Below are 20,865 nucleotides of genomic sequence, written 5' to 3'. Positions count from 1 at the left end.
CGCGTCCCCCGTCGCGGCTCACTCTGACGGACGTTACCGAGCAGCGTGGCTGAGGCCCGGTGGTGGGTGGCGGTGGCACACGCGCGCCTGGTCGGCCGACGCACCCGCCATCGTGGTTGACTTTCGTCGGTTGCGGCTCAGGCACTCCGACGAGTCACGTCCCCAGGACGTTGCAAGGCTGCGGGCGCGTGCCACTCATGTGCCAGGTCGTGCGGGGAACCACGGGGAATGACGGGGAGCAGCTCGCCAGCCTGACCAGTGACCTGGCTGCTTCGCCGCAGCTCAGCCCGGCAATCTGTCCGAAAGACCCGAGCTTCCCAAGCTGAGAGCGCGAGTTCGATTCTCGTCACCCGCTCCACGGATTTGCACATTGAGGCCCAGGTCATCGACCCGGGCCTTTTTGCTGCCCGCTCCACTCCCCCTCACCCGCCGCCTGTCCTTGCCGCGCCACGGACGGGCTGATGCCAGAGCGGGCGTCGTGCTGGCTATGACTGGTGTGGGGCTTGGCCCTGTGGCAACGCAAGGCTCGACGCACCATTGAGCAGCAGCCGCCTAGGCTCGGGATCATGACGCCCATAGACGCAGAGATCGCGCAGGACCTGGCGCCCACCGGGGTGCTTCGGGCCTCCATCAATCTCGGGAATCCGGTGCTCGCCCAGGGGACGCCCGACGAGCCGGCCGGGGTCACCGTCGCGCTTGCGCGGGAGGTTGCCGCGCGGCTGGCGGTGCCGGTGCGGTTCGTCTGTTTCGACGCGGCTCGCAAGTCGTACGCCGCGATGGCCGAGGGCGACGCCGACCTGTGCTTCCTGGCCGTGGATCCGGACAGGGAGAAGGACGTCGCGTTCAGTGCGCCGTACGTGCACATCGAGGGGGTGTACGCGGCGCCCGTGGGCTCGTCGTTCACCTCCGCCGAGGATGTCGATCGCGACGGGGTCCGCGTCGGGGTCAAGAAGGGCTCCGCGTACGACCTCCACCTGAGCCGCGCCCTCCGGCACGCCACCGTCGTACGCGGCGTCGGCGGAATCGATGTGTTCCACGCCGAGGGACTGGACGTCGCAGCCGGTATTCGCCAGCCGCTGACCGCCCACGTGCACCAGCATGCCGAACTGCGACTGCTGGAGCCCGCGTTCATGACGATCCGGCAAGCCGTGGGTACGACGAGGGAGCGGAGTTCGACGACCGTGCGGTTCCTCCGGGAACTCGTGGCCGAGCTGGTGGCGTCCGGGTTCGTCGCCGAGGCGCTGCGCCGCTCCGGCCAGGACCCGGCCTTGGCTGCCCCCACCGCCGGCTGACGCGGACTGGGATGTGGGCTTGGACTCGGGTCGTGTCCGCTGTACGAGCGCTGTACGGGTCCAGTACGGGCCCTTACTCGTACGTCCCCGAATAGGCGGCGACCGCGTCACGGGCCTCGGCCTCGGACGTCGTACGTCCCGGCCCCTCGAAGGTGCGCGGGAACAGCGGCTCGTCCCAGACGCGATTCGCCATGGCGGCGAGGTGGATGCCCTGGCGGATGATCTCGGCCTCGCTCATGCCCCGGCGCTCGGGCCTCATCGTCAAGCATCAAACCGACGTGCCACCGGCTCGGCGACGAGCCGGCGCGTTCGCCCTCGTCGCGCGCCCCCGGTCGTACAGGTCCCGGGCATGCGGATGGCGGCGGAAGGGAGACAGGGCCACGAGCATCGACTTGAAGCGGTCGTCGCAGCGGCCGGACTGGACGTGCGGGTACTCGTCCAGCATCTGCCGCCAGTGGCCGCAGGCCTCCTCCAGACGGCCGACTTCCAGCTTTCGTTCGGCGAGCAGGCCGAGGTGGCGTACGCGGCCGCGTCGGTAGACGGAGTGCCTGAGCCGGTCGGATTCCTCCAGGAGATCGATCGCGGCCTCCTTGTCGCCGAGTTCGTAGCGGACCTGTGCCACGTGGTAGGCGAGGCTCGAAGGGTCGTACGAGCCGAACGCCTTCGCCTTGGACTCGGCCCGCTCCATCGCGCGTTCGGCCTCCCCGATCTTGGCAAGGGCGGTGCCGCGGTCCCCGTTCCGCGCTGCGGCGTGGGCCTGCTGCCCGGCCAGGAAGGCGACCATCCGGGGGCCTGCCTGCGGCGCGGCGGCGGAGGCGGACTCCGCGAGGCGGAGGGACACCCGGCTGTGCCCGAGGTCCACGGCCATCACGCTCATGCCACGCAGGGTCGTGCAGTACGTGAGGTGGTCTCGCGCTTCTTGAGCCAGTTCCAGGGCCTTGAGGTAGTAGCTCTGGGCGAGTCCGTCCCGGCGCTCGTCCATGGCCATGTAGCCGGTCAGGTAGAGATGGTCGGCCGCGGCGGACAGCATCGCCCTGCGTACGTCCTCGGGAGCGTCGGCCTTCAGGTGGGGGGCGATGGTGTTGACCAGGAACGCGGCAGCCAGGGGGCGGGCGGTGCGGCCGCCGAACTGGTCGTCCAGGTCGCTGATCTTCTCGGTCATGGCCGCCAAGGCGTCGACCTCGCCCTGCCCGATCCGGGTGTGCGGGTCGCGCTTGACGGTCTCGATCCGGTCCGCGGCCTCGGCGTACGCGGGGACGTTCATGGCCACGGCAGCGGAGAAGACGCCGACGGCTCCCAGTATCGAGCGCCGCGAGGGGTCGCTGGGCGTGCATCCGGTCACCAAGGTTGGCGCCTCCCGGAAAATGCGACGGTGCCCCACCTGGAACTCAAGGCTTTCAACTCCCCACTCTGGCATGCCCGTTCCAGGCCCGGCACGGGACGGCGGCTCCAGCCCTCCAGGAGACGCCCCCCGTGCACGTGATGCGCCCCGCCACCCCCACGGACCGGGAACCCCTCGCCGCCACGGTGCGGGCCCGTCCGCCCCCAAGACCACAAAGCCGCCCAGGAAACCGAAGTCGCCCCCAAGACACTAAAAAGGCACCCACAAGCCCCACCCGGTTCAGTTAGCCCTGGTGAGGTGGCTGCATCGTACAAACACCGGTGCGACAGACATCGGTGCGGCATCCACCGGTACGACATCACGGACCGGTACGAGATCACGCACCGGCACGCGCGTCAGCGCCCGCACGTCCAAGGAGTTCCCATGCCCCGCCACCCCCGTCTCAGCCGTCGCCGACTCATAGCCGCCGCATCCGTGGGTGCCGCCACCGCGGTGGCGGTGACGCTCACCGCCACGGCCGGGGCCTCCGACACCAAGGACCAGGCCCGGCGGGCGATCCAGGGCGGCAAGGCCAAGAACGTCATCCTGCTGATCGGTGACGGCATGGGTGACTCCGAGATCACCCTCGCCCGGGACTACACCGTGGGCGCCAACGGGCGGCTGAACATGGACAAGTTCCCGCTGACCGGCGCCTACACGACGTACGCCGTGCACGCCGACGGCACCCCCGACTACGTCACCGACTCCGCAGCGAGCGGCTCCGGCTGGGCCACCGGCGTGAAGACCGTCAACGGGCGGATCTCGAAGACCCCGGGCAGCGACAAGGCCGTGCCCACGATTCTGGAGCTCGCGCAGAAGAAGGGGTACGCCACCGGCTCGGTCACCACCGCCGAGCTGACCGACGCCACCCCGGCCGTCCTCGCCTCGCACGCCACCGACCGCAGCTGCCAGGGCCCGGCCGACATGGCCAAGTGCCCCACCGACACCATCGCCAAGGGCGGGCCCGGCTCCATCGCCGAGCAGAGCGTCAACCACAAGGTCGACGTCCTCCTCGGCGGCGGCAAGCAGCGCTTCGACCAGAAGGTCACCGACGGCAAGTACAAGGGGCTCACCGTCACCGAGCAGGCCAAGAAGCTCGGGTACCAGGTCGTCACCAACGACCGCGAGCTGAAGAAGGTCAAGTCCGTCAAGGGCGGCAAGCCCGTCCTCGGGCTCTTCGCCCCCGGCAACGTGCCCGTCGAGTGGACCGGCAAGGCCGCCGCCAAGGGCGGCACCGACCCGCAGCGCTGCACCACCTCCAACCCCGGCCGCCCGGCCGGCACCCCCGAGCTGAAGGACCAGGCCACCAAGGCCATCAAGCTCCTGGAGGCCAAGCAGAAGCACGCCAAGAGCAAGCAGGGCTTCTTCCTCCAGATCGAGGGCGCCTCGATCGACAAGCAGGACCACGCCGCCGACCCGTGCGGCCAGATCGGCGAGACCGCCGCCTTCGACCGCGCCGTCAAGGTCGCCCGCGACTACGCCGCCAAGCACCCGGACACCCTGGTCGTCACCACCGCCGACCACGCGCACACCAGCCAGATCGTGCCCCTGGAGGCGCAGCCGCCCGGCCTGTCCTCCACCCTCGTCACCGACGAGGGGCAGCAGCTCAAGGTCAACTACTCGACCAACACCCCGGGCAAGTCCCAGGAGCACACCGGCACCCAGGTGCGCATCGCCGCGCAGGGCCCGCAGGCCTACCGCGTCCAGGGCGTCACCAACCAGACCGACCTGTTCCACACCGTGCGCGAGGCCCTCAGGCTGCGTTGATCGGTCACGGGCGGACCGGACAGCAGCGATCGGTCACGGGCGGACAGTGGCGGGCGGTGCTGGTCGGTGCTGGTCGGTGCTGGTCAGTAGACGGCCGTAACCGTCGTTGAGTTCAGGGCGCACCGCAGCACTCCTCCCTGCTGCGGTGCGCCCGCGTGCGCGTCCTGCCGTCAGCCACTCGTCGTCGGGCCGTACGCGCCACGGGACTTCCAGAACCCGTACTGGTGATCCCTTGCGAAGTCCGCCCGCCTCCATCCGCCCGCCTCCAGCGTCTGTACGTATCCGTCGGTGCCCGCCCCGAACGCCGGCCAGTCCGTACGGCCCGACCTGGCGAAGTCCACCCACGTACGGGTCATGCGGTCCCGGAACCGGGTCTGCGCCGCCGGTACGTCCTCGAACAGGTGGTTGAGGTCGAACAGGTAGGCCAGCTCGGACATGTGCTGGGCGCGCTGGTCGAAGCTGGGCTTCGCGTACCCCTTGAACCAAGGGGTGTCGCGCTCGCCGAACTCGTACACGCGGGTCGGTGTCCACCGTGACAGGAGCCGGGCCGTGTCGAGCGTCGGGGCCGACCAGTTCGCGTCCGTGAGGATCGTCGCGAGGGCCTCGCCCGCCGAGGGGTGGGCGCGCAGCGGGTAGCGGCGCAGGACGTCGTCGGCCGCGGGTCCGAACCGGGCGCGGAGCGCGGGCTCGTACTGCGACGGCTTCATGGGGGCGCCGCCCGGAGCGAGTTCCTGCCCGAGGACCATGCCGCGCTCCTCGTCGTGCGTCACCCCGACGAGCACCGGCACGCGGTGGAAGCGTCCCGTGCGCAGTGCCTGCGCGGGAGCCATCGGCATGAGGTCCGTACCGGCCACCGGGCGGGGCTCGTTGAAGGGGCCGTACGCCTTCAGGAGCGCCGTCACCGGTTTCCGGCGCAGGCACGACGCCCTGTGTGCGCGTGCCCCGCAGCCCACCGCCTCGGCGACCCGCGCGGCCTCCGCCCTCGCCTCGGCCCGGGTGCGGGAGCCGCCCGTCGCGCACGGGGCGCTCTGGACGACGGCACGGTCGAAGAGGCCCGCCGACGCGGGGGACACGAGGTGTCCGCAGACGCCGTAGCCGCCGCCCGACTGGCCCATGATCGTCACGTTGTCCGCGTCGCCGCCGAAGGCCCGCGCGTTGGCGCGCACCCAGCGCAGGGCCGCCTGCTGGTCCTCAAGGCCGAGCCCCTCCGCGCCCTTGAGCGCCGGGTCGCCCAGGAAACCCATGACGCCGAGGCGGTAGTTCATCGACACGACCACCGCGCCCTGCGCCGCGAGGCGGTCGGGGCCGTACATGTCACCGGTGCCGTACATCATGCTGCCGCCGTGGATCCATACGATCACCGGTCGTTCGCCGCGGGAGGCGGCGGCTTCGGCCGGTGGCGCGGATCGGGCCGCGGCTTTTGGCGTGATCGGTGCGGTGACGTTGAGGTAGAGGCAGTCCTCCTTCTTGCTGGGCACTCCGATGGGGAGGCCCTCGGGCTGCGCGCAGGGTGCGCCCGGCCGGGTCGCCGCGCGCACCCCGTCCCACCCCGGCGCCGGTTTCGGCGGGGCCCAGCGGAGCTTGCCGACCGGCGGGGCCGCGTACGGGATGCCCTGGAAGGTGCGGAGGGCGCCGCGCTCCGTGCCGCGCACCAGTCCGTGCGTCGTGCGGACCACCGGGCCGCCGGGGGCGTCAGCCGTCGTGACCGCCGCGTGGGCCGATGCCGCTGCGGGGCCCGGCCAACCCGGGGCCATCGGGGCAAAACCCAAGGCCAGCCCCCATACCGAGGCTGCGGCAAGCCACTTCGGGACGCTTCTGGCGAGTCTCATGGAGGAGACAGTAAGCAGAATTGGGCGATCGCGCAATGCGATCGCGCAATTCGCACGCCCCATGCGATCGCCTAAGGCGTACGCCTGAAGCCGCTGCTACGCTGCACCCATGGGGAACCGTGAAGCCCTCCTCGTGGGCGCCAAGCAGTGCCTGCGCGACAAGGGGTACGACCGCACCAGCGTCCGCGACATCGCGACCACGGCCGGTGTCAGCATGGCCGCCATCGGCTACCACTACGGCTCCCGCGAAGCCCTGCTCAACAAGGCCCTGTTCGAGATCCTCGACGAGTGGGGCGACTCCATGGGGCGGGCCCTCATACCCGACGCGGACGGCTCCTCGAAGCGGCACTTCGAGGAGATGTGGGACAGCCTCATCGCGGACTTCACCGCCCACCCGGACCTCTGGCTGGCCTCGATGGAGCTGTTCATGCAGGCCCAGCGGCAGCCGGAGCTGCGTGCCGCCCTGGCCGCCGGTACGGCGGAGGGGCGCCGTGGCCTCGCGGCGATCCTGGACGGCGTCCCCGAGGGCGAGGTGGCGGAGGCCTCCGTCCGCACCGTCGGCAGCGTGCAACTCGCCCTGATGTCCGGCGTGATGATCCAGCACCTCAGCGATCCGGCCACCGCGCCGAGCGCCGCCGACGTCCTCGCCGGGCTGCGCGGCCTCGGCGACCTCGCGCGCTGATCCGTCACGCGTACGGACTTCGCGAGCACCCTGCGCACACGGGTGCCGCAGGCCTAATCTGGGCGCGGGCAGAGCCGGGGCCGTGCCCGCAGCAGGTGTGCGGTACGGAGGTCACGGGGTCGACGGGGGTTGGAACATGGCTGGTGCGGAGGCCGTGCAGCGTGTCCAGTTGGTGCGTGTCGGGGAGTCCGGGAGTACCAGTGCCGGTACCGGTACAGGTGTTGGTCCTGGTGCTGGTGCTGGTGCTGGTGCCGGCGGAGGCCTGAGTTCGCTGGCGCGCTGGCTCGGCGCGGACCCGGAACTGTCCGGGGCCGTCAGGACGGACTCGGGTACGGAGTCACGTACGGGCCCGGGTACGGAGTCACGTACGAGCCCGGGTACGGAGTCACGTACGAGCCCGGGTACGGAGTCACGTACGAGCCCGGGTACGGGCGCCGACCCCACTGGCCACATGGGAGACGCCCTCGAAATCATCAACCTCGTCGTCTCGAACTCGCTCGCCCTCGTCTCCGTACTGACGTCGGTCCTGAACTGGCGCCAGTCCCGCCCGGCCGCACCCGAGATCCGCGTGATCCTGGTCGACGGGCGGACGCTGACCGTCGACCAGAGCACCATCGACCGCTTGCGGGCAGACGTCACCTCCGCTGCGCCTCCCACCGGCGCCGACGCGGAACCCCCCGCCGCCGGAGACGCCCGGTGACGACCGCCGGACCCTCGGGGCCGCTTTCGGGGCCGCTTTCGGGGCCGCTCTCGGACCCGCGCAAGTCCCGGGTCGTCCTGGTCGGGGTGCACACCTACGCGCACCAGGAGCAGCTCCCCTCGGTCAGCAGGAACGTGCAAACCCTGGCCGAGCTGTTCCAGGCGCCCCTGACCTGGGGTGTTCCGTCCGAGCAGTGCACGGTCGTCGAGCAGCCCGACGATCCCGGCGTCGTTCTGGACGCGCTGGAGGACGCGGCGGCCGTCGCCGAGGACACCCTGGTCTTCTACTACGCGGGCCACGGCCTCGTGGACCCGTACACCGAAGAGCTCTATCTCTCCCTGCCCGACTCACGTCCGGGGCGGAGCCACACCGCGCTGCGCTACGAGTACGTACGCAGGATCATCGCGACGCACTCCTACCCGGCGCGCCGCAAGCTGATCATCCTGGACTGCTGCTGGAGCGGGCGCGCGCTCATCGGGACGATGGGCGGCCGGTCCCAACTCGCCGACCAGGTCGTGGTGGAGGGGTCCTGCCTGCTGACGGCGTCCTCCGAGACGGCGAAGGCGCTCGCTCCGCCGGACGAGGAGTTCACGGCCTTCACCGGGGAGCTGGTCTCCGTGGTGCGGGACGGTGTGGAGGGCGCCCCCGCGTTCCTGGACATGAACTCGCTCTACGCGGAGATCCACACCCGTCTCGTCGTCAAGTCCCGCCCGCTGCCGCAGATCCGGAACCGGAACACGGCGGGCCTGATCTGCATCGCCCGCAACCGGGCACACCTGCGTACGGCGGCGAGCGGCACGGGCCCGGGAGCGTCCGGGGCGTCCGGGACGTCCGAGGTGTCCGGGGCACCCGAGGTGTCCGGGGCACCCGCGACGTCCAAGGTATCCGGGGCGTCCGGCACCTCCCGCGACGACCTGGCCGGCCTGATCCGGGACGCGGAGGACGCGGACGTGGCCGGTCGGACGGGCCGGCCGCGCAAGGCCCTGCACGCCTTCGCGGCCCTCGCCGAGAAGTCCGCCGCACGGCTCGGGCCCGGCCACCCGTACACGCTGCGCCTGCGGCAGAGCTACGCCGACTGGACCGGGATCGCCGGGGACCCGGCGAGCGCTTCTCGGCTGTACGCGGTCATCGTGCACGGCTGCACCCGGCTGCTCGCCCCCGGCCACCCCACCACCGAAGCCGCCCAGCGCGGCGTCAAGCACTGGGCCGAGACCGCGCTCGCCTCCCCCGCCGTCTGGCCCGCCCGGACCCCGCCGTCCGGCAGACCCGCCGACTGGCCCGAACTCCTACCGCTGCCCGCCTCCATGACCGGCACCCTCAAGTCGGTGCGCGCCGAACAGAGCACCCACATCGAGTTCTCCAACGCCTGCGCACAGCCCCTGCGCCTGTACTGGCTCGACTACCAGGGCCAGGCCCAGCTCTACCGCGTCCTCGCCCCCGCCGAGTCCTACGTCCAGCAGACCTTCGTGAGCCACCCCTGGATCTCGGTCGAGGCGGGCGGCACCATCCGGAGCGCCTTCCTGCCGTCGGCGGGGCCTGCTCGGGTGGTGCTGCGCTGAGGTCAGTGCCACGAGTTCGTCAGTGCCACGAATTCGACAGCCTCCGCGTCACCACCGCGCTCAGTACCCGCACCCCGTGCGTCGACGCGGGCGCAATGCCGGTGAGTTCGCGTACCCGGCGCAGCCGGTAGTCCAGGGTGCGGGGGTGGACGTTGAGGGCCGTCGCCGTGGCTGTGCGGTTCATGTCGTGGTGGTAGTACGCGTCCAGGGTGACCAGGAGGTCCGGGCCCGGGGCCAGGCGGCGGGCCAGGGTGTGCAGCCAGTCGTCCACGAACGGGACGTCGGCCACGGCCAGTTCGACGAAGACATCCGCCATGGTGTGCGTACCGAGGCGTCGCGGTGTGCGGTGCAGCGGAGCCGTCCTGCTGATGCGGCGGGCGCGGTCGAGTGCCGCGGCGAGCTCCGGTCTCGCCCCCATCGCGGTGCCCGCGGCGCAGGGCAGGCCCAGGGCCCCGGCGAAGTCCCGTACGAGGTCACCGGCCGCCGACGGCGGCAGCGGCACGGCCGACGCCATGGGTGGCGCGCTCGGAGTCAGGGCGATCAGCTCGCCGCCGCCCTCGTCGTCCCCCGGCGGTGTCTGTGCGCGCTGCCACACCAGCGGTACCTGGTACGCCTTCACCAGCGCCTCCAACTCGCCGTCCAGTTCGACGTCGCGAGCCGGTGTACCGTCGCGGTCGTCGCGGCGGTCGTCCCGCGCGGGCCGCCCGCCCGGTACCCGTACCACCGTCACCGCCCAGTGCTCCGCCTCCTCGGTCAGCCCCACCGCCGACGCCAGCTCGGCGGCCATGGGGTCGGCGACGAGCAGCGCCCTGGCGAGCAGGGCAACCTGCTCCACGTACGGCAGGCGGTGGCGCAGGCCCCGTACGAAGCCCCGGCAGTACGCCCCGATACCGCGTTCGCCCTGGGAGGCGAACCAGCTCATCATGCGGATGAGTTCGTCGACGCCGCCCCCGCGGAGCGTGTCCGTCGCCTCATTGATCTCGCGGAGCATCAACGCGGTGTGCAGTCCTAGGACCCGCTGGCGGGATTCGAGGGACATTCCCCCGCGGCCGCGGGATTCCCCCATCGACGCTATGTGGTCGAGATCCTTTTTCGTCAGCGTGAGATCGGCAGGGGAGAGTTCGATGGCGCGGCGCCGCAACCACACCGCGGACTCCAGCGTCTCGGCCCGTGCCCGGGGATCCACGGCAAGGACCCCGAACTCCGGTATTTCACGTGTGTACGTCTCCACTTCCCGGCGTGCGGAGGCCGGTGCCCGCCGGGCCAGCTCCGCGAAGAGGCTGCCCATGGGCGTCGAGGATGCCAGCGCGGGCGTAAGCATCGACAGATGAAATCCGGACGGGCTTTATCACTCCGGGTAAAGCCGCGCGATTATTCTCCGACGTCGCCCGGAGTTAATTTGTCATGGGGTGCAAAGTTTGCAGTCCCGGGCGCCTCCGGCCCTTCTGGCCGCTTGTGGGGATCCCGGCCCCCTGGGCTAATGGGGATTCTTCATCAGCAGCCAAGGGGGTTTCGCACCATGAACAGATCGATCCGTAAGAGAATCATGGCGGCGGCAGCGGCCACGGCCGCGTCCGCCGCGCTCCTCGTGGCCGTTCCGGGCAGCAGCTCCGCCGCTCCCGACGCTCCTGCCACGCGCGATGCCGCCGCCGTACCGAGCCTGTCGACCTACGGGCTCGCCGGTGACGGGGCCCTGATGGTCTACTTCTCCACCGACCGGCCGGACGTCCTCAAGTGGGTACGAGCCATCAACGGCCTCAGTGGTGACAAGCGCCTCATCGGCCTCGACTTCCGGGTCCAGAACAACACGCTGTACGGCGTCGGCGACAAGGGCGGCATCTACACGTTCCAGCTCCCGCCGGACGTCCAGGAACCGGTCGCCGTCAAGGTCTCCCAGCTCAAGGAGCCCCTCGAAGGCACTAACTTCGGCGTCGACTTCAACCCCGCTGCCGACCGGCTCCGCGTGGTCAGCGACCGGGGGCAGAACCTGCGGCACAACCTCGGCGATCACACCACCGTCGAGGACACCGTCCTGACCACCCCGCCCATCACCGGGCCGACCCGCGGTGTCAGCGCCGCCGCCTACACCAACAACGACCTCAACGGGACCACCGCGACCACCCTCTTCGACATCAACCCCGCGAACGACCAGCTCTTCATCCAGGCGCCCCCCAACAACGGCTTCCTGAACGCCACCGGCGCTCTCACCGTCGACGCGGGCGCGGACGCCGGGCTGGACATCTACAGCGAACTGTCGAAGGGCAAGACGGTCAACAACACCGCCTTCGCCACCCTCACGCCCGCCGGTGCGCGTACCTCGTCCCTCTACGGAGTGAACCTCCTCACCGGCGAGGCGACGTCCATAGGCCAGTTCCCGCTGCCCGTCACCGATCTCGCGGTCAGCCTCACCGGTTACTGAGCCACACCGGGCGTTCCGGGGCTGGAACTTACCGGCGGGGGAAGGCGTTGGCAGGAATACCCGCGGGAGCCCCCGTGGACGAGCGAACGTCAATGACATGGCAGCCGAGGTGGCACGCATGGCGATGTGGGACCGGATCAAGGACCAGGCAAAGGGCCTGCAGCAGTCGCAGGGGTCCCGGAGCTCCGGCGGTCACGGGCACCAGGGACCGCTGGGTTCGTCCGGATCATCGGGGTCCTCGGGGTCCCGGGGATCGAAGGCCCAGCTGGTGGGCATGCTCAAGTCCCAGCTCACGTCCCTGAAGACGGAGCTGAAGAGCGGCGCCTACCGCGACGCCAGCATGGCCATGTGCGCCCTGGTCGCCGCCGCCGACGGGAACGTCGACCCGGCGGAGCGCCAGCACGTGGAGAATCTGATCCTGCAGAACGACGTCCTGCAGAACTTCCCGCCGGAGCAGTTGCGGCAGCGCTTCAACAAGCACGTCGACCAGCTGTCCGCGAACTTCCAGCACGGCAAGGCCGAAGCCATGCAGGAGATCGCCAAGGCGTCGAAGAAGCAGACGGAGGCCAAGGCGGTCGTCCAGACCGGCTTCGTCGTCGCCGGAGCCGACGGGTACATCGCGCCGGCCGAGGAGCAGGTGCTGCGCGAGGCCTGCCAGGCGCTTGGCGTGTCCCCGCAGGAGTTCGGTCTCTGACCCGTACGGCTCGCCACGAGCCGTATGAGTCGTACGAGTCGCACGGCCTGTACGGCCTGTACGACTCGTACGACGGATCCCCCGGGCTCGTGCCGACCCGCGTGCAGCGGGTCGGCACGGGCCGGGCCGTGCGGTCGGCACGAGTGGAGTCCGTGCGGTCGGCAACGAGTCGGCTGTGCGGTACGAGTTCTACTGGTCCGAGTAGCTGAAGTCCCCCACGGTCCAGGCGCTGACGTCCGCGATCGCGACGCGGTACATGCCGCCGGTCTCGGGGATGCCCACGTTGCCCTGGAGGATGCGGGCGAGGTGGAAGTGCAGATGCGTGGGTCGCGCGGGTGCCGCGCCGCCCTCGCCGTCCTGGCGCGGCGCGTCGGCCTCGCCGTCCTCGCGCGGGGCGCCGGCCGTGTCGTCCGGCGGGCCCCCGCCCCGGCTCTCCCCGAAGACGTCCGCGAACGGACCGAGGCGGGCCGAGTCCTTCAGGACTTCCGACACCCGCTCCCGCCACACCCTTTCGGGGGCCAGGCGACCGGTGACGACCGCGCCTGCGACCACGACGGTCAGCGACATCTGATTGGTGTTCTCCGACTCCACCTTGGCGGAGATGTTGACGAGCAGCTCGTCAGGCTTCGACATGACAGAGGATTCTATGGGGCAGCCGGGCGCCACCGGCATGCCGCCCGCACCAGGGGCCGCGCGGCGCCCGCTGGAACCACCCCGTGCGGGTACCCGGGCGTACATGGGTGAGATTCTCGTCGGTTCGTGTTCGTGGACGGATCCCGCACTGGTGCGCAGCGGCTGGTATCCACCGGGGCGGCGCGACGCGGAGGGCAGGCTGCGCCACTACGCCGAGCGCTTCCCGGTCGTCGAGGTCGACGCGGGCTACTACGCGCTGCCGAGCGCGCGGAACAGCGCGCTGTGGGTCGAGCGGACACCGGAGGGGTTCGTGTTCGACGTGAAGGCCTTCTCCTTGCTGACCGGCCATCCGACGAAGCGGGCCGCCCTCCCCGCCGACCTGCGCGACCGGCCCCGCGGGCGCGGCCTCGTCGAGGAGGTGTGGGCGCGGTTCGCCGCGGGGATCGAGCCGCTGCGGGCGGCCGGGCGGCTCGGCAGTGTGCTGTTCCAGTTCCCGCCCTGGCTCGGGCCCGGAGGGCGCGGCGAGGAACTCGTCGAGCAGTGCGCCCGGCTCACCGCGGGCCTGCCCGTCGCCGTCGAGTTCCGGCACCCCGGGTGGTGGCGGCAGGAACGGGAGCGGGAGACCTCGGCGCTGCTCGCCCACCACGGCTTCGCCTCCGTGGCCGTGGACATGGCGCAGGGGCTGCCCTCCTCCGTCCCGCCGGTCACCACCGTCACTTCGTCCTCGCTCGCCATCGTGCGGTTCCACGGCCGCAGCAGGTCCTGGGGGTCCGGCAGCAAGGAGGACCGGTTCCGGTACACGTACGGGGACGCCGAACTGGCCGAGTGGGTGCCGCGGGTCCGGCTGCTCGCGGAGCGGGCGGAGCGGGTGCACGTGCTGTTCAACAACTGCTGCGGGGACGCGGCCGTGCGGGGCGCGGAGGCCATGGAGCGGGTGCTGCGGGTGCTGCGGGTGCCGCAGTTCGCCCGCTCCTGCGCCCCCTGACGGGGCTGACCGAGCGCTCCCCGCCTGCGATGGTGTACGGCTTCGCCGCCAAGTAGCCTTGCCCCCCGACGGGACATATGGGTGCGAAGTGCCGGCGGCGCGACGCGGTGGGGGAAGAGGGACGGTCGACCGATGCCGCGGATCGTGCGGAGGGTCCGGGGCGCGCTGCGGGCGGAGTGGCGGTGTCTGGCGCTCGTGGCCTGGCGACAGCTGCGGGAGCGGGGGCTGCTCGGCGTCCGGCTCGCGCTGGCGGCGAGCCTCGCCATGATCTGCCTGCACGAGCTTCAGCAGTTCCCGGCGAGCGACCGCGTCGTACGCCTCGTCGGCGAGGTGCGCGCCGATCAGCCGCTGTGGGTGTCCCTCCTGCGCACGCCCGTGTCCGTGCTCGTGCCCACCCGGGACCAGCCGGTGTGGGGCGGGCTCCCGCGCCTCGTGCTGTCCCTCGGCCTGGCCCAGCTCCTGCTCGGGCCGCGGCGGGCGCTGCTCGTCGGGTACGGCGCGACGCTGGCCGGCACCCTCGGCGCGCGGGTCATGGTGGCCATCGGGCCCGACCACTTCGCTGGGGTGCCGACCGCGTACGCCCACGACGTCGACACCGGGGCGTCCGCCGCCGTCGTCGGGCTCTTCACCTGTCTGTCGGTGCGGCTGCGGGCACCGGTGCTGTGCCTGGCGTTCGTCGTCCCGACGGTCGTGGGCTCGGTCCTGGAGCCGAACCTGGCCGGACGCGAACACCTGGTCGCCGTGGCCTGCGTCGCTGCCTGCGCGGTGTTCCAGGAGCGGCGCAGGCCCGGCGAGTTCAGGAAGCCCGGCCTGCCCGCACCGTCCGGGCCGCCGGAGGCACCCGGGCCGCCCGGACCCCTCAGATCGAGCCGAGGTCCGACGAGACCCACCGCGCGGGGCTGAGCCGCACGACCACCTGCTCGCCGTGCTCCTTCCAGGCCATCTCCACGTAGCCGTCGACCTTCTCGGCCGGAAGATAGCGGGCGGCCATCTCCTGGAGCTGCTCGCGGGTCGCCGCCTCGGTGGCGACGACGGGGCCCTCTACGGAGACGTAGCGGATCGTCGGATCGAGGCGCTCCACCATGAGCGAGAAGCGGCCCGCCGCACCGATCAGCTTCGCCTTGCGCGAGTCGCGCCCCGTCATGATCCACACATCGCCGCCGGGCTCGTACTGGTACCAGATGGGGACGGTGAGAGGTGCCCGCCCCTCCTCGCCGGAGTCCACGGCGAGCGCCGCGATGTGCGGCTCGGCAAGGAACTGTTCGCGTTCTTCACGGTTCAGAGCCATCATCGATCTCCTCAGGAGTACGTGAGCCTCCTGCTTACACGCCAAGTGCCGTGCCGTACACGCGGGACACCCGGATCCGGACGACCACTCTGCGGTCGGCCACCATCTGTTCCAGATACGCGGCCTCGTCCGCGGGGTCGTCGAACCCCGGCGTCATGGCGAGCAGTTCACGCCCGACCGCGTCCCCGGGCACCGTCGAGGGCTCCGACACCTCCGCCTCGCCCTCGGCCACGGCGAACGAGAAGGGGTCCGGCGACACATGCAGGGCCGCGTGCGGGTCGCGCGCCAGTATGCGGGGTTTCAGGCGGTCGGCCGTGCTGGGGATCCGCAGCACTCGGGCCTCGCGGTCCCACTGGTGGACGACGGTCGACAGATGCGGGTGGCCGGTCGAGCGGACGGCGGCCAGGACGCCGAAGCGCTGCTCGCTCAGGATCCGGTCGAGTTCGTCGGGTGCGAGGACACGGGGGGCGGGGCCGGTGCCGGGCTTGTTCTCCATAACCAGGACCGTAGCAGATAGTTTTGTTGCAGACTATCTACCTCGGTCGCATCTTGGGCCGCTCGGTTACGCTGGCCGCCATGACCGCCATGGCGCCCACCCGCACGCAGCCGGACCTGTCCTTCCTCCTCGACCACACGAGCCATGTCCTGCGCACGCACATGGCGGCGGCACTCGCCGAGGTCGGCCTGACAGCCCGTATGCACTGCGTCCTGGTGCACGCCCTGGAGGAGGAGCGCACCCAGGCGCGGCTCGCCGAGCTCGGGGACATGGACAAGACGACGATGGTCGTCACCGTGGACGCCCTCGAACAGGCCGGGCTCGCCGAGCGGCGGCCCGCCGGGCACGACCGGCGGGCCCGGATCGTCGCGGTCACCGCGGCGGGCGCGGAACTGGCCTTGCGGAGCCAGGAGATCGTGGACCGGGTGCACCGGGAGGCGCTCGGGTCGCTCCCCGAGGGGGATCGGGCTGTGCTGTTGCGGGTTCTCGGGCAGCTGGTCGAGGGGCACCTTGCCGTTCCGGCGGAGGGGGACCGGCCGGTGCGGCGGGCTCGCCAACGCGGGTAGCTGCGGGCTGCGTGCGGGGGTGTCGCGCTGCGCGCTCGTCCTCAAGCGCCGGACGGGCTTGAAACCCCGGGCTCGTCCTCAAGCGCCGGACGGGCTTGGGACTCCGCGCTCGTCCTCGGTGCCCGGTCGGCCGAGACCTCCGGATCGCATCGTCGTTCGGTTGTCTCGTCACGTACGGTGAAAGTCCGGCCTGAAGTCCGGAAGGCCGGAAGAGTCGTCACACTTGGGGGTCCTGACCATGGCGCTGTTCGGAAACGCTCACACCGTCGACCCGGCGTCGGCGCAGCAGGACTACGCACGCCTCATGGGGCACGGCGAGCAGGTGTACGCGGCGTACCGGCTCATCCGCGACACGATCCTGCTCACCGACCGTCGCATGATCTTCATCGACAAGCAGGGCATGACCGGCAAGAAGGTCGAGTACCACTCGGTGCCCTACCGCAGCATCACGCACTTCGCGGTCGAGACCGCCGGTCACTTCGACCTCGACGCGGAGCTGAAGATCTGGATATCCAGCAACCCCGTGCCGATCGAGAAGACCTTCACCAAGGGTGTGGACATCTACGAGGTGCAGGCGATCCTCACCCAGTTCGTGGCCAGGTAGGAGCGGGCCCGGCCGTCCCGAGTAGTCCGTGTCCTAGCCACGGGGTACGTTCATGGGTGCACTGCACAACGAACAGGGAACGACCCCCCATGATCTTCATCACCGTTAAGTTCACCGTCCGCCCCGAGCGCAGCGACGAGTGGCTCGACCTCGTCGACGACTTCACCCGCGCCACCCGCGAGGAGCCGGGCAACCTGTTCTTCGAGTGGTCCCGCAGCGTCGACGACCCGCACCAGTTCGTCCTGGTCGAGGGCTTCCGCGACGGCGAGGCGGGCGCGGCGCACGTGGAGTCCGCGCACTTCGCGGCCGCCATGGACACCATGTCGTACGCCATCGCCACCGTCCCGCAGATCGTCAGCACCGACATCCCCGGCATGTCCGGGTGGGGCGAGATGGGCGAGGTCGCGCCGCGCGAGGCCTGATCGCGTACGCACGCACAGGTGCCCCGGACCGGCGCGGTCCGGGGCACCTGTGCGTGCGGGGAGGCGGCCTCGGGCTCAGGCGGCCGGGAGCCGGTCGAGGAAGCCGTGCACCGAGCGGATGCGGCCGTCGTCGGCGAGCTCGATCACGTCGAACCCGGCGACCGGGGCGGAGCCGTCCGCGTCGGACACCAGCTCCCAGGTGAAGCGGGCGAGGTTGTGGTGGCCGTCGACCTCCCCCGTGTGGCGGAACGAGAAGCCGGGGAACTGCTGCCTGGCCCCGGAGATGACCGCCGCGACGCCCTCGTGTCCCGCGACGTCGGCCAGCGGGTCGGTGTACGTGCCGTCCTCGGTCCACGCGGCGGCCACGGCCTTCGGCAGGGCGGCGGCGTCGGCGGTGTTCCAGGCCTCGAAGTAGCGGGCGACGGCGGTCTCGTGAACGTCCTGTGCGGGCATGGGGTTCGCCTCCTGCGGGGTTGTGGGGTCGCGGATCGTCAGGCCGCGGATCGGGCTTCCTTCCCGGAGCCCGGGCGGAGTGCGCCGCCCGGGCTCCGGTGACTCCAAGACTGCCGGGCGGGCGGGTGGGGGGCGATTACGCGCGAGGTAATGCGGGTCAGGGCGGTGTGCGTTGCCCGGCGCTGCGGGGTCCGCCCTGTGCCCGCCCGTTCCGCCCCCTGGGCGGACCAGCCGCCCACAGGGCGGGGGACTTCCACCGCACCCCCGACTGTGCTTGCCTGGTGACCCAATTCCGCCAGTCGGGGAGGGAGTTGCGGATGCGCAGGACGCGCAGGACGTGGTGGGCGGGAGCACTCCTGGGCGCGCTGCTGCTCGGCGGCTGCGGAGACCCCGGCTCCGCCCCCGAGGACGCACCCCCCGCGGCCACCCCCGAAGATCCCACCGGTGCGGACACGGCGAGCCCACGCCCCCAAGCCGACCGGAACGCCGACCGGGCCACCGGGAACCCCGGCACCCGTGCCAAGAACCGCGCACCCCGCGGCGCCGAAAAGCCCCCCGGCCACGCCTCCGGCCCCGGCCCCGGCCCCCGAGTCCTCTACCTCGGCGACTCCCTCGCCATGGAGAACCAGGACGTCCTCGGCGACCTCCTCCGCGACCAGCTCGCCGCCCGCTACACCAGCGCCCCCTACTCGGGCACCACCCTCTGCGACTACCTGGAGGGCACCGGCGAGGACTCCCTCGTACCGGACCGGCACAAGGCGGCGACCCTGGTGCGCGAGGTGCGGCCCGACTACGTGGTGCTCCAGTTCTGGGGGAACGCCTGGGGCTACACGCCGTGCATGGACGGCATCACGTACGACAAGGCGCGCGGGACGTACTTCTCGCGGTACGCGGCCGACGCGCGCCGGCTGACGCGGCAGATCGGCGAGGCGGCGCGGGACGCGGGCGGTGAACGGCCGAAGGTGGTGTGGGTGGCGCAGGGCCCGGACGCGATGACCCCGGACCGGGTGCGCCGCGTGAACGCGCTGTACCGGCAGCAGGCCGCGGCCACCGGCGACGTGGTCTCCGACGCGGGCAGGGCCGTCAGCCCCGCCTCCGCCCGCTACACCTGGGCGGAGGACCTCCCCTGCACGGCGTACGAGCGCGCGCACCCCGCGTACTGCACCGAGCGGGAGCGCGGCCGCACCGCCCTGCACCGCCCCGACGACCTGCTGCACTTCTGCCTGGCCCCGACGACCGCCAAGTCCCGGCCCTGCCCGGTGCGCTCGCCGGGCATCCGGCGCATCGGGCAGGCGATCACCGACACGGTGGGGGCGCAGCACCGGGGGGACGGGACCTAGTGGCGGTCAGGGCCTAGCGGCGGTCAGGACCTAGCGGCGCCAGGCGTCGTACGACATCACGTCCCCGGCGCGGACGGCGAAGTCCGGCTGGTCCTCGGTGAAGAGGACCTCCAGGCCGAGCACCTCGCCGCTGTCCGGGTCGAGGATCACCATGTACCGCAGGTGCTCGTCCGGGGTGTCGTACACGTACGCCTGGCCGGTGCGGCCGAGGCGGTCGGTGACGGTGCCCTCGGCGCGCAGGCCGCCGGTGTCCGCGAGGACCCGGGCGAGCGCGGCGCTCTCGCGGGCGCCGAGCGTCCAGTTGTCCAGGAGCTGCGGCAGCGTGTCGAGGAGCTGCCGGATGCTGACGGGTCCGGTGCGGCGCGGGAAGCCCGGCTGGTCGACCTCGGTGAGGTAGGCGCGCAGGGCGGCGGGGGTGCCCGGGGGGCGGGCCCAGGGCGGCGCGTCGGACCGGCTCGGCGGGTAGAGGCGGTCGCTCAGGAGCTTGCCGTCGGACTCGACGCGCTCGGTGCGGCTGCCGTCGGGCCGCCAGCGGACCTCGCGCTCCTCGGGCAGGGTGACGGGCCGCTCGGCGTCCGGTCCGGAGTCCATGGCGAGGCTCCAGCTCTGTACGTGGGCGCCCTTGCGCAGCCGCGGTCCGCCGTCGCGGGCGAGCGCCTCGGCGCGGTCGGCGATCCGCTCAAGGGGCATCGCGGCGGAGCCGGCGCGCGGGTGCAGGGCGCTCGGCGCGGCGGTCGCGGTGGCGGCTCCGAGGTCGGGCACGGTCAGGGCGAGCACGGCGGCGAGGGCGACGGCGGCGGCCTCCGCCCAGAGCACGACGCGGCGCCGGGCACGGCGGACGCGGCGGACACGGGTGGTGTGCAGGAGCTGGTTCAGGCCCCGCTCGGCGACGGCGTCCAGGGGCCGGTCACGCCAGGGCCCGGCGGTCGCGGACACCGGGTTGGCGGCGCGCAGCAGGTCCAGGTCGCGGCCGAGCTCCAGGTCGTGGCCAAGCTCCAGGTCGCGGCCGTCGTCGTGGCCCAGGTGGTGGTCAGTCACGGCTGTCAGCTCCCGCTCGTCCCGCTTGTTCTGCTCGTTCTGCCTGGCCTGCCCGGCGTGCCTGTTCCGCCTGGCCTGCCCGGCCTGCCCGGTGTGCCTGTTCCGCCCGGCCTGCCTGCCCCGCTCGTACGTTCATCCGCATCCGGTCGATCTCCGTACGGAGCCTGCGCCGGGCCCGGTGCAACCGCATCGCGGCGGCACCGGCGCTGCACTCCAGGGCCACCGCGAGCTCCTCGACGCCGAGTTCCTCCCAGGTGGTCAGGCGCAGGGCCTCCTGGTCGGCGGGCGAGAGCCGGGCCAGTGCCTCGTGCACCCAGGAGCCGGGGCTCTCGGTGTCCGGGCTCGGCGCGATCTGGCGGCCGCCCACGGTCTCGTGGTGGCCGAGCCGGTGCAGCAGCCGCCGCCTGCGGCCGAGTCCGCGCACCGTGTTGGCCAGGCAGTTGCGGGCCACGGCGTACAGCCAGGGCAGCGGCGCCTCGGGGAGTTCCGCGCGGCGCCGCCAGGCTATGGAGAAGACGTCCGCCACGACCTCCTCGACCTCGTGCGCCTCCCCCGCGTCGAGCCGCCGCGCGACGAACCGGCTCACCGCCCAGTAGTGCTCGCGGTAGGCGGCCGCGAAGGAATCGTCCGTGCTCATGGACCGTAGGTGTCCGGCATGCCCTCGATCGTCACACCTGATCGCTGTGACTTTCGCGGCGGGGTTCGGCGGGGGACGAC

23 protein-coding genes are annotated in these 20,865 nt (G+C 71.9%); 13 read left to right on the top strand and 10 right to left on the bottom strand.

Annotated features, from left to right (window positions below; translation table 11 throughout):
• Nucleotides 1-566 precede the first annotated feature (566 nt).
• Complete coding sequence (locus tag GPA10_RS17470; RefSeq protein ID WP_157166355.1) at nucleotides 567-1,292, top strand: transporter substrate-binding domain-containing protein; 726 nt, start codon at nucleotides 567-569, stop codon at nucleotides 1,290-1,292.
• Between the two features lie 73 nt (nucleotides 1,293-1,365).
• Here GPA10_RS17470 and GPA10_RS17465 read toward each other — a convergent pair whose 3' ends face one another.
• Both GPA10_RS17465 and GPA10_RS17460 read right to left on the bottom strand, forming a co-directional pair.
• Nucleotides 1,366-1,551 carry a hypothetical protein gene (locus GPA10_RS17465; RefSeq protein ID WP_157166354.1) on the bottom strand — a complete coding sequence of 62 codons (186 nt, stop codon included), beginning with the start codon at nucleotides 1,549-1,551 and terminating at the stop codon, nucleotides 1,366-1,368.
• A 9-nt stretch (nucleotides 1,552-1,560) separates the two neighbouring features.
• Entirely contained in the window at nucleotides 1,561-2,634 is a 1,074-nt protein-coding gene (locus tag GPA10_RS17460; RefSeq protein WP_343041016.1) for an NsdA family TPR-like regulatory protein, read from the bottom strand.
• Nucleotides 2,635-3,057: 423 nt separating this feature from the next.
• Here GPA10_RS17460 and phoA point away from each other — a divergent pair, with 423 nt between their 5' ends.
• Nucleotides 3,058-4,440, top strand: a complete 1,383-nt coding sequence (gene phoA / locus GPA10_RS17455) for an alkaline phosphatase (protein WP_058852449.1) — start codon at nucleotides 3,058-3,060, stop codon at nucleotides 4,438-4,440.
• Nucleotides 4,441-4,610: 170 nt separating this feature from the next.
• Here phoA and GPA10_RS17450 read toward each other — a convergent pair whose 3' ends face one another.
• Complete coding sequence (locus tag GPA10_RS17450) at nucleotides 4,611-6,116, bottom strand: carboxylesterase/lipase family protein (protein ID WP_343041015.1); 1,506 nt, start codon at nucleotides 6,114-6,116, stop codon at nucleotides 4,611-4,613.
• A gap of 262 nt (nucleotides 6,117-6,378) precedes the next feature.
• On the opposite strand from GPA10_RS17450, the gene GPA10_RS17445 reads away from it, so the two are divergent.
• The 3 genes from GPA10_RS17445 to GPA10_RS17440 all read left to right on the top strand — a co-directional run bounded on the left by GPA10_RS17445 (nucleotide 6,379) and on the right by GPA10_RS17440 (nucleotide 9,210).
• Nucleotides 6,379-6,951: a TetR/AcrR family transcriptional regulator gene (locus GPA10_RS17445; protein ID WP_157166352.1), complete on the top strand. Its 573-nt coding sequence runs from the start codon at nucleotides 6,379-6,381 to the stop codon at nucleotides 6,949-6,951.
• A 136-nt stretch (nucleotides 6,952-7,087) separates the two neighbouring features.
• Nucleotides 7,088-7,651: an effector-associated constant component EACC1 gene (locus GPA10_RS43380; protein WP_281364804.1), complete on the top strand. Its 564-nt coding sequence runs from the start codon at nucleotides 7,088-7,090 to the stop codon at nucleotides 7,649-7,651.
• Nucleotides 7,648-9,210: a caspase, EACC1-associated type gene (locus GPA10_RS17440; protein WP_198351630.1), complete on the top strand. Its 1,563-nt coding sequence runs from the start codon at nucleotides 7,648-7,650 to the stop codon at nucleotides 9,208-9,210. The genes GPA10_RS43380 and GPA10_RS17440 overlap by 4 nt, the downstream gene beginning before the upstream one ends.
• A gap of 19 nt (nucleotides 9,211-9,229) precedes the next feature.
• On the opposite strand, the gene GPA10_RS17435 is transcribed toward GPA10_RS17440, so the two are convergent.
• On the bottom strand, nucleotides 9,230-10,498 hold the full coding sequence (locus GPA10_RS17435; RefSeq protein WP_157166505.1) for a PucR family transcriptional regulator: 1,269 nt from the start codon (nucleotides 10,496-10,498) through the stop codon (nucleotides 9,230-9,232).
• A gap of 231 nt (nucleotides 10,499-10,729) precedes the next feature.
• Here GPA10_RS17435 and GPA10_RS17430 point away from each other — a divergent pair, with 231 nt between their 5' ends.
• Both GPA10_RS17430 and GPA10_RS17425 read left to right on the top strand, forming a co-directional pair.
• Nucleotides 10,730-11,629 carry a DUF4394 domain-containing protein gene (locus tag GPA10_RS17430; protein ID WP_246259340.1) on the top strand — a complete coding sequence of 300 codons (900 nt, stop codon included), beginning with the start codon at nucleotides 10,730-10,732 and terminating at the stop codon, nucleotides 11,627-11,629.
• A gap of 118 nt (nucleotides 11,630-11,747) precedes the next feature.
• Complete coding sequence (locus tag GPA10_RS17425) at nucleotides 11,748-12,323, top strand: tellurite resistance TerB family protein (RefSeq protein ID WP_058852478.1); 576 nt, start codon at nucleotides 11,748-11,750, stop codon at nucleotides 12,321-12,323.
• Nucleotides 12,324-12,512: 189 nt separating this feature from the next.
• Here GPA10_RS17425 and GPA10_RS17420 read toward each other — a convergent pair whose 3' ends face one another.
• Nucleotides 12,513-12,956: a hypothetical protein gene (locus GPA10_RS17420; RefSeq protein WP_058852457.1), complete on the bottom strand. Its 444-nt coding sequence runs from the start codon at nucleotides 12,954-12,956 to the stop codon at nucleotides 12,513-12,515.
• A gap of 103 nt (nucleotides 12,957-13,059) precedes the next feature.
• Between GPA10_RS17420 and GPA10_RS17415 the strand changes: the two genes are divergently transcribed.
• Together GPA10_RS17415 and GPA10_RS17410 are read left to right on the top strand one after the other, a co-directional pair.
• Entirely contained in the window at nucleotides 13,060-13,941 is an 882-nt protein-coding gene (locus tag GPA10_RS17415; RefSeq protein WP_157166350.1) for a DUF72 domain-containing protein, read from the top strand.
• 132 nt (nucleotides 13,942-14,073) lie between these two features.
• Nucleotides 14,074-14,844, top strand: coding sequence for a hypothetical protein (locus GPA10_RS17410; protein WP_157166349.1), 771 nt, complete (start codon nucleotides 14,074-14,076; stop codon nucleotides 14,842-14,844).
• Here GPA10_RS17410 and GPA10_RS17405 read toward each other — a convergent pair.
• Together GPA10_RS17405 and GPA10_RS17400 are read right to left on the bottom strand one after the other, a co-directional pair.
• Complete coding sequence (locus tag GPA10_RS17405; RefSeq protein ID WP_157166348.1) at nucleotides 14,801-15,229, bottom strand: pyridoxamine 5'-phosphate oxidase family protein; 429 nt, start codon at nucleotides 15,227-15,229, stop codon at nucleotides 14,801-14,803. The two genes, GPA10_RS17410 and GPA10_RS17405, sit on opposite strands and share 44 nt — an antisense overlap.
• 34 nt (nucleotides 15,230-15,263) lie before the next feature.
• A complete protein-coding gene (locus GPA10_RS17400; protein ID WP_157166347.1) occupies nucleotides 15,264-15,725 on the bottom strand; it encodes a pyridoxamine 5'-phosphate oxidase family protein in 462 nt (153 codons plus the stop codon).
• Nucleotides 15,726-15,805: 80 nt separating this feature from the next.
• Here GPA10_RS17400 and GPA10_RS17395 point away from each other — a divergent pair, with 80 nt between their 5' ends.
• From GPA10_RS17395 to GPA10_RS17385, 3 genes are all read left to right on the top strand, one after another.
• The gene (locus tag GPA10_RS17395) at nucleotides 15,806-16,291 is read left to right on the top strand and encodes a MarR family winged helix-turn-helix transcriptional regulator (protein ID WP_157166346.1); all 486 of its coding nucleotides are present in this window, start codon (nucleotides 15,806-15,808) and stop codon (nucleotides 16,289-16,291) included.
• Between the two features lie 238 nt (nucleotides 16,292-16,529).
• Entirely contained in the window at nucleotides 16,530-16,895 is a 366-nt protein-coding gene (locus GPA10_RS17390; protein ID WP_058852479.1) for a PH domain-containing protein, read from the top strand.
• An 89-nt stretch (nucleotides 16,896-16,984) separates the two neighbouring features.
• The gene (locus GPA10_RS17385; RefSeq protein ID WP_058852461.1) at nucleotides 16,985-17,317 is read left to right on the top strand and encodes a putative quinol monooxygenase; all 333 of its coding nucleotides are present in this window, start codon (nucleotides 16,985-16,987) and stop codon (nucleotides 17,315-17,317) included.
• A gap of 75 nt (nucleotides 17,318-17,392) precedes the next feature.
• Here GPA10_RS17385 and GPA10_RS17380 read toward each other — a convergent pair whose 3' ends face one another.
• Nucleotides 17,393-17,770 (bottom strand): nuclear transport factor 2 family protein, encoded by a 378-nt coding sequence (locus tag GPA10_RS17380; protein WP_157166345.1) that lies wholly within the window; start codon nucleotides 17,768-17,770, stop codon nucleotides 17,393-17,395.
• A 317-nt stretch (nucleotides 17,771-18,087) separates the two neighbouring features.
• Between GPA10_RS17380 and GPA10_RS17375 the strand changes: the two genes are divergently transcribed.
• Nucleotides 18,088-19,110 carry an SGNH/GDSL hydrolase family protein gene (locus GPA10_RS17375; protein ID WP_157166344.1) on the top strand — a complete coding sequence of 341 codons (1,023 nt, stop codon included), beginning with the start codon at nucleotides 18,088-18,090 and terminating at the stop codon, nucleotides 19,108-19,110.
• Nucleotides 19,111-19,140: 30 nt separating this feature from the next.
• On the opposite strand, the gene GPA10_RS17370 is transcribed toward GPA10_RS17375, so the two are convergent.
• Both GPA10_RS17370 and GPA10_RS17365 read right to left on the bottom strand, forming a co-directional pair.
• Nucleotides 19,141-20,148, bottom strand: coding sequence for a CU044_5270 family protein (locus tag GPA10_RS17370; RefSeq protein ID WP_343041011.1), 1,008 nt, complete (start codon nucleotides 20,146-20,148; stop codon nucleotides 19,141-19,143).
• Nucleotides 20,141-20,785, bottom strand: coding sequence for an RNA polymerase sigma factor (locus tag GPA10_RS17365; protein WP_157166343.1), 645 nt, complete (start codon nucleotides 20,783-20,785; stop codon nucleotides 20,141-20,143). Before GPA10_RS17365 ends, GPA10_RS17370 begins: the two co-directional genes overlap by 8 nt.
• Nucleotides 20,786-20,865 lie beyond the last annotated feature (80 nt).

The sequence above is a fragment of the Streptomyces typhae genome, from assembly GCF_009755605.1.
GTDB lineage: Bacteria > Actinomycetota > Actinomycetes > Streptomycetales > Streptomycetaceae > Streptomyces > Streptomyces typhae.
Note: the sequence above shows the minus strand (reverse complement) of the source record. Positions and strands in the feature narration are given on the sequence as shown.

Excerpts from the sequence above, each read along its gene's own strand:
- GPA10_RS17435 (WP_157166505.1), bottom strand. The coding sequence starts at position 10,498 with ATGGGCAGCCTCTTCGCGGAGCTGGCCCGGCGGGCACCGGCCTCCGCA.
- GPA10_RS17400 (WP_157166347.1), bottom strand. The coding sequence starts at position 15,725 with ATGGAGAACAAGCCCGGCACCGGCCCCGCCCCCCGTGTCCTCGCACCC.
- GPA10_RS17365 (WP_157166343.1), bottom strand. The coding sequence starts at position 20,785 with ATGAGCACGGACGATTCCTTCGCGGCCGCCTACCGCGAGCACTACTGG.
- GPA10_RS17425 (WP_058852478.1), top strand. The coding sequence starts at position 11,748 with ATGGCGATGTGGGACCGGATCAAGGACCAGGCAAAGGGCCTGCAGCAG.
- GPA10_RS17470 (WP_157166355.1), top strand. The coding sequence starts at position 567 with ATGACGCCCATAGACGCAGAGATCGCGCAGGACCTGGCGCCCACCGGG.
- GPA10_RS43380 (WP_281364804.1), top strand. The coding sequence starts at position 7,088 with ATGGCTGGTGCGGAGGCCGTGCAGCGTGTCCAGTTGGTGCGTGTCGGG.
- GPA10_RS17390 (WP_058852479.1), top strand. The coding sequence starts at position 16,530 with ATGGCGCTGTTCGGAAACGCTCACACCGTCGACCCGGCGTCGGCGCAG.
- GPA10_RS17415 (WP_157166350.1), top strand. The coding sequence starts at position 13,060 with ATGGGTGAGATTCTCGTCGGTTCGTGTTCGTGGACGGATCCCGCACTG.
- GPA10_RS17420 (WP_058852457.1), bottom strand. The coding sequence starts at position 12,956 with ATGTCGAAGCCTGACGAGCTGCTCGTCAACATCTCCGCCAAGGTGGAG.
- GPA10_RS17385 (WP_058852461.1), top strand. The coding sequence starts at position 16,985 with ATGATCTTCATCACCGTTAAGTTCACCGTCCGCCCCGAGCGCAGCGAC.
- GPA10_RS17375 (WP_157166344.1), top strand. The coding sequence starts at position 18,088 with ATGCGCAGGACGCGCAGGACGTGGTGGGCGGGAGCACTCCTGGGCGCG.
- phoA (WP_058852449.1), top strand. The coding sequence starts at position 3,058 with ATGCCCCGCCACCCCCGTCTCAGCCGTCGCCGACTCATAGCCGCCGCA.
- GPA10_RS17395 (WP_157166346.1), top strand. The coding sequence starts at position 15,806 with ATGACCGCCATGGCGCCCACCCGCACGCAGCCGGACCTGTCCTTCCTC.
- GPA10_RS17465 (WP_157166354.1), bottom strand. The coding sequence starts at position 1,551 with ATGAGGCCCGAGCGCCGGGGCATGAGCGAGGCCGAGATCATCCGCCAG.
- GPA10_RS17445 (WP_157166352.1), top strand. The coding sequence starts at position 6,379 with ATGGGGAACCGTGAAGCCCTCCTCGTGGGCGCCAAGCAGTGCCTGCGC.
- GPA10_RS17405 (WP_157166348.1), bottom strand. The coding sequence starts at position 15,229 with ATGGCTCTGAACCGTGAAGAACGCGAACAGTTCCTTGCCGAGCCGCAC.
- GPA10_RS17410 (WP_157166349.1), top strand. The coding sequence starts at position 14,074 with ATGCCGCGGATCGTGCGGAGGGTCCGGGGCGCGCTGCGGGCGGAGTGG.
- GPA10_RS17430 (WP_246259340.1), top strand. The coding sequence starts at position 10,730 with ATGAACAGATCGATCCGTAAGAGAATCATGGCGGCGGCAGCGGCCACG.
- GPA10_RS17380 (WP_157166345.1), bottom strand. The coding sequence starts at position 17,770 with ATGCCCGCACAGGACGTTCACGAGACCGCCGTCGCCCGCTACTTCGAG.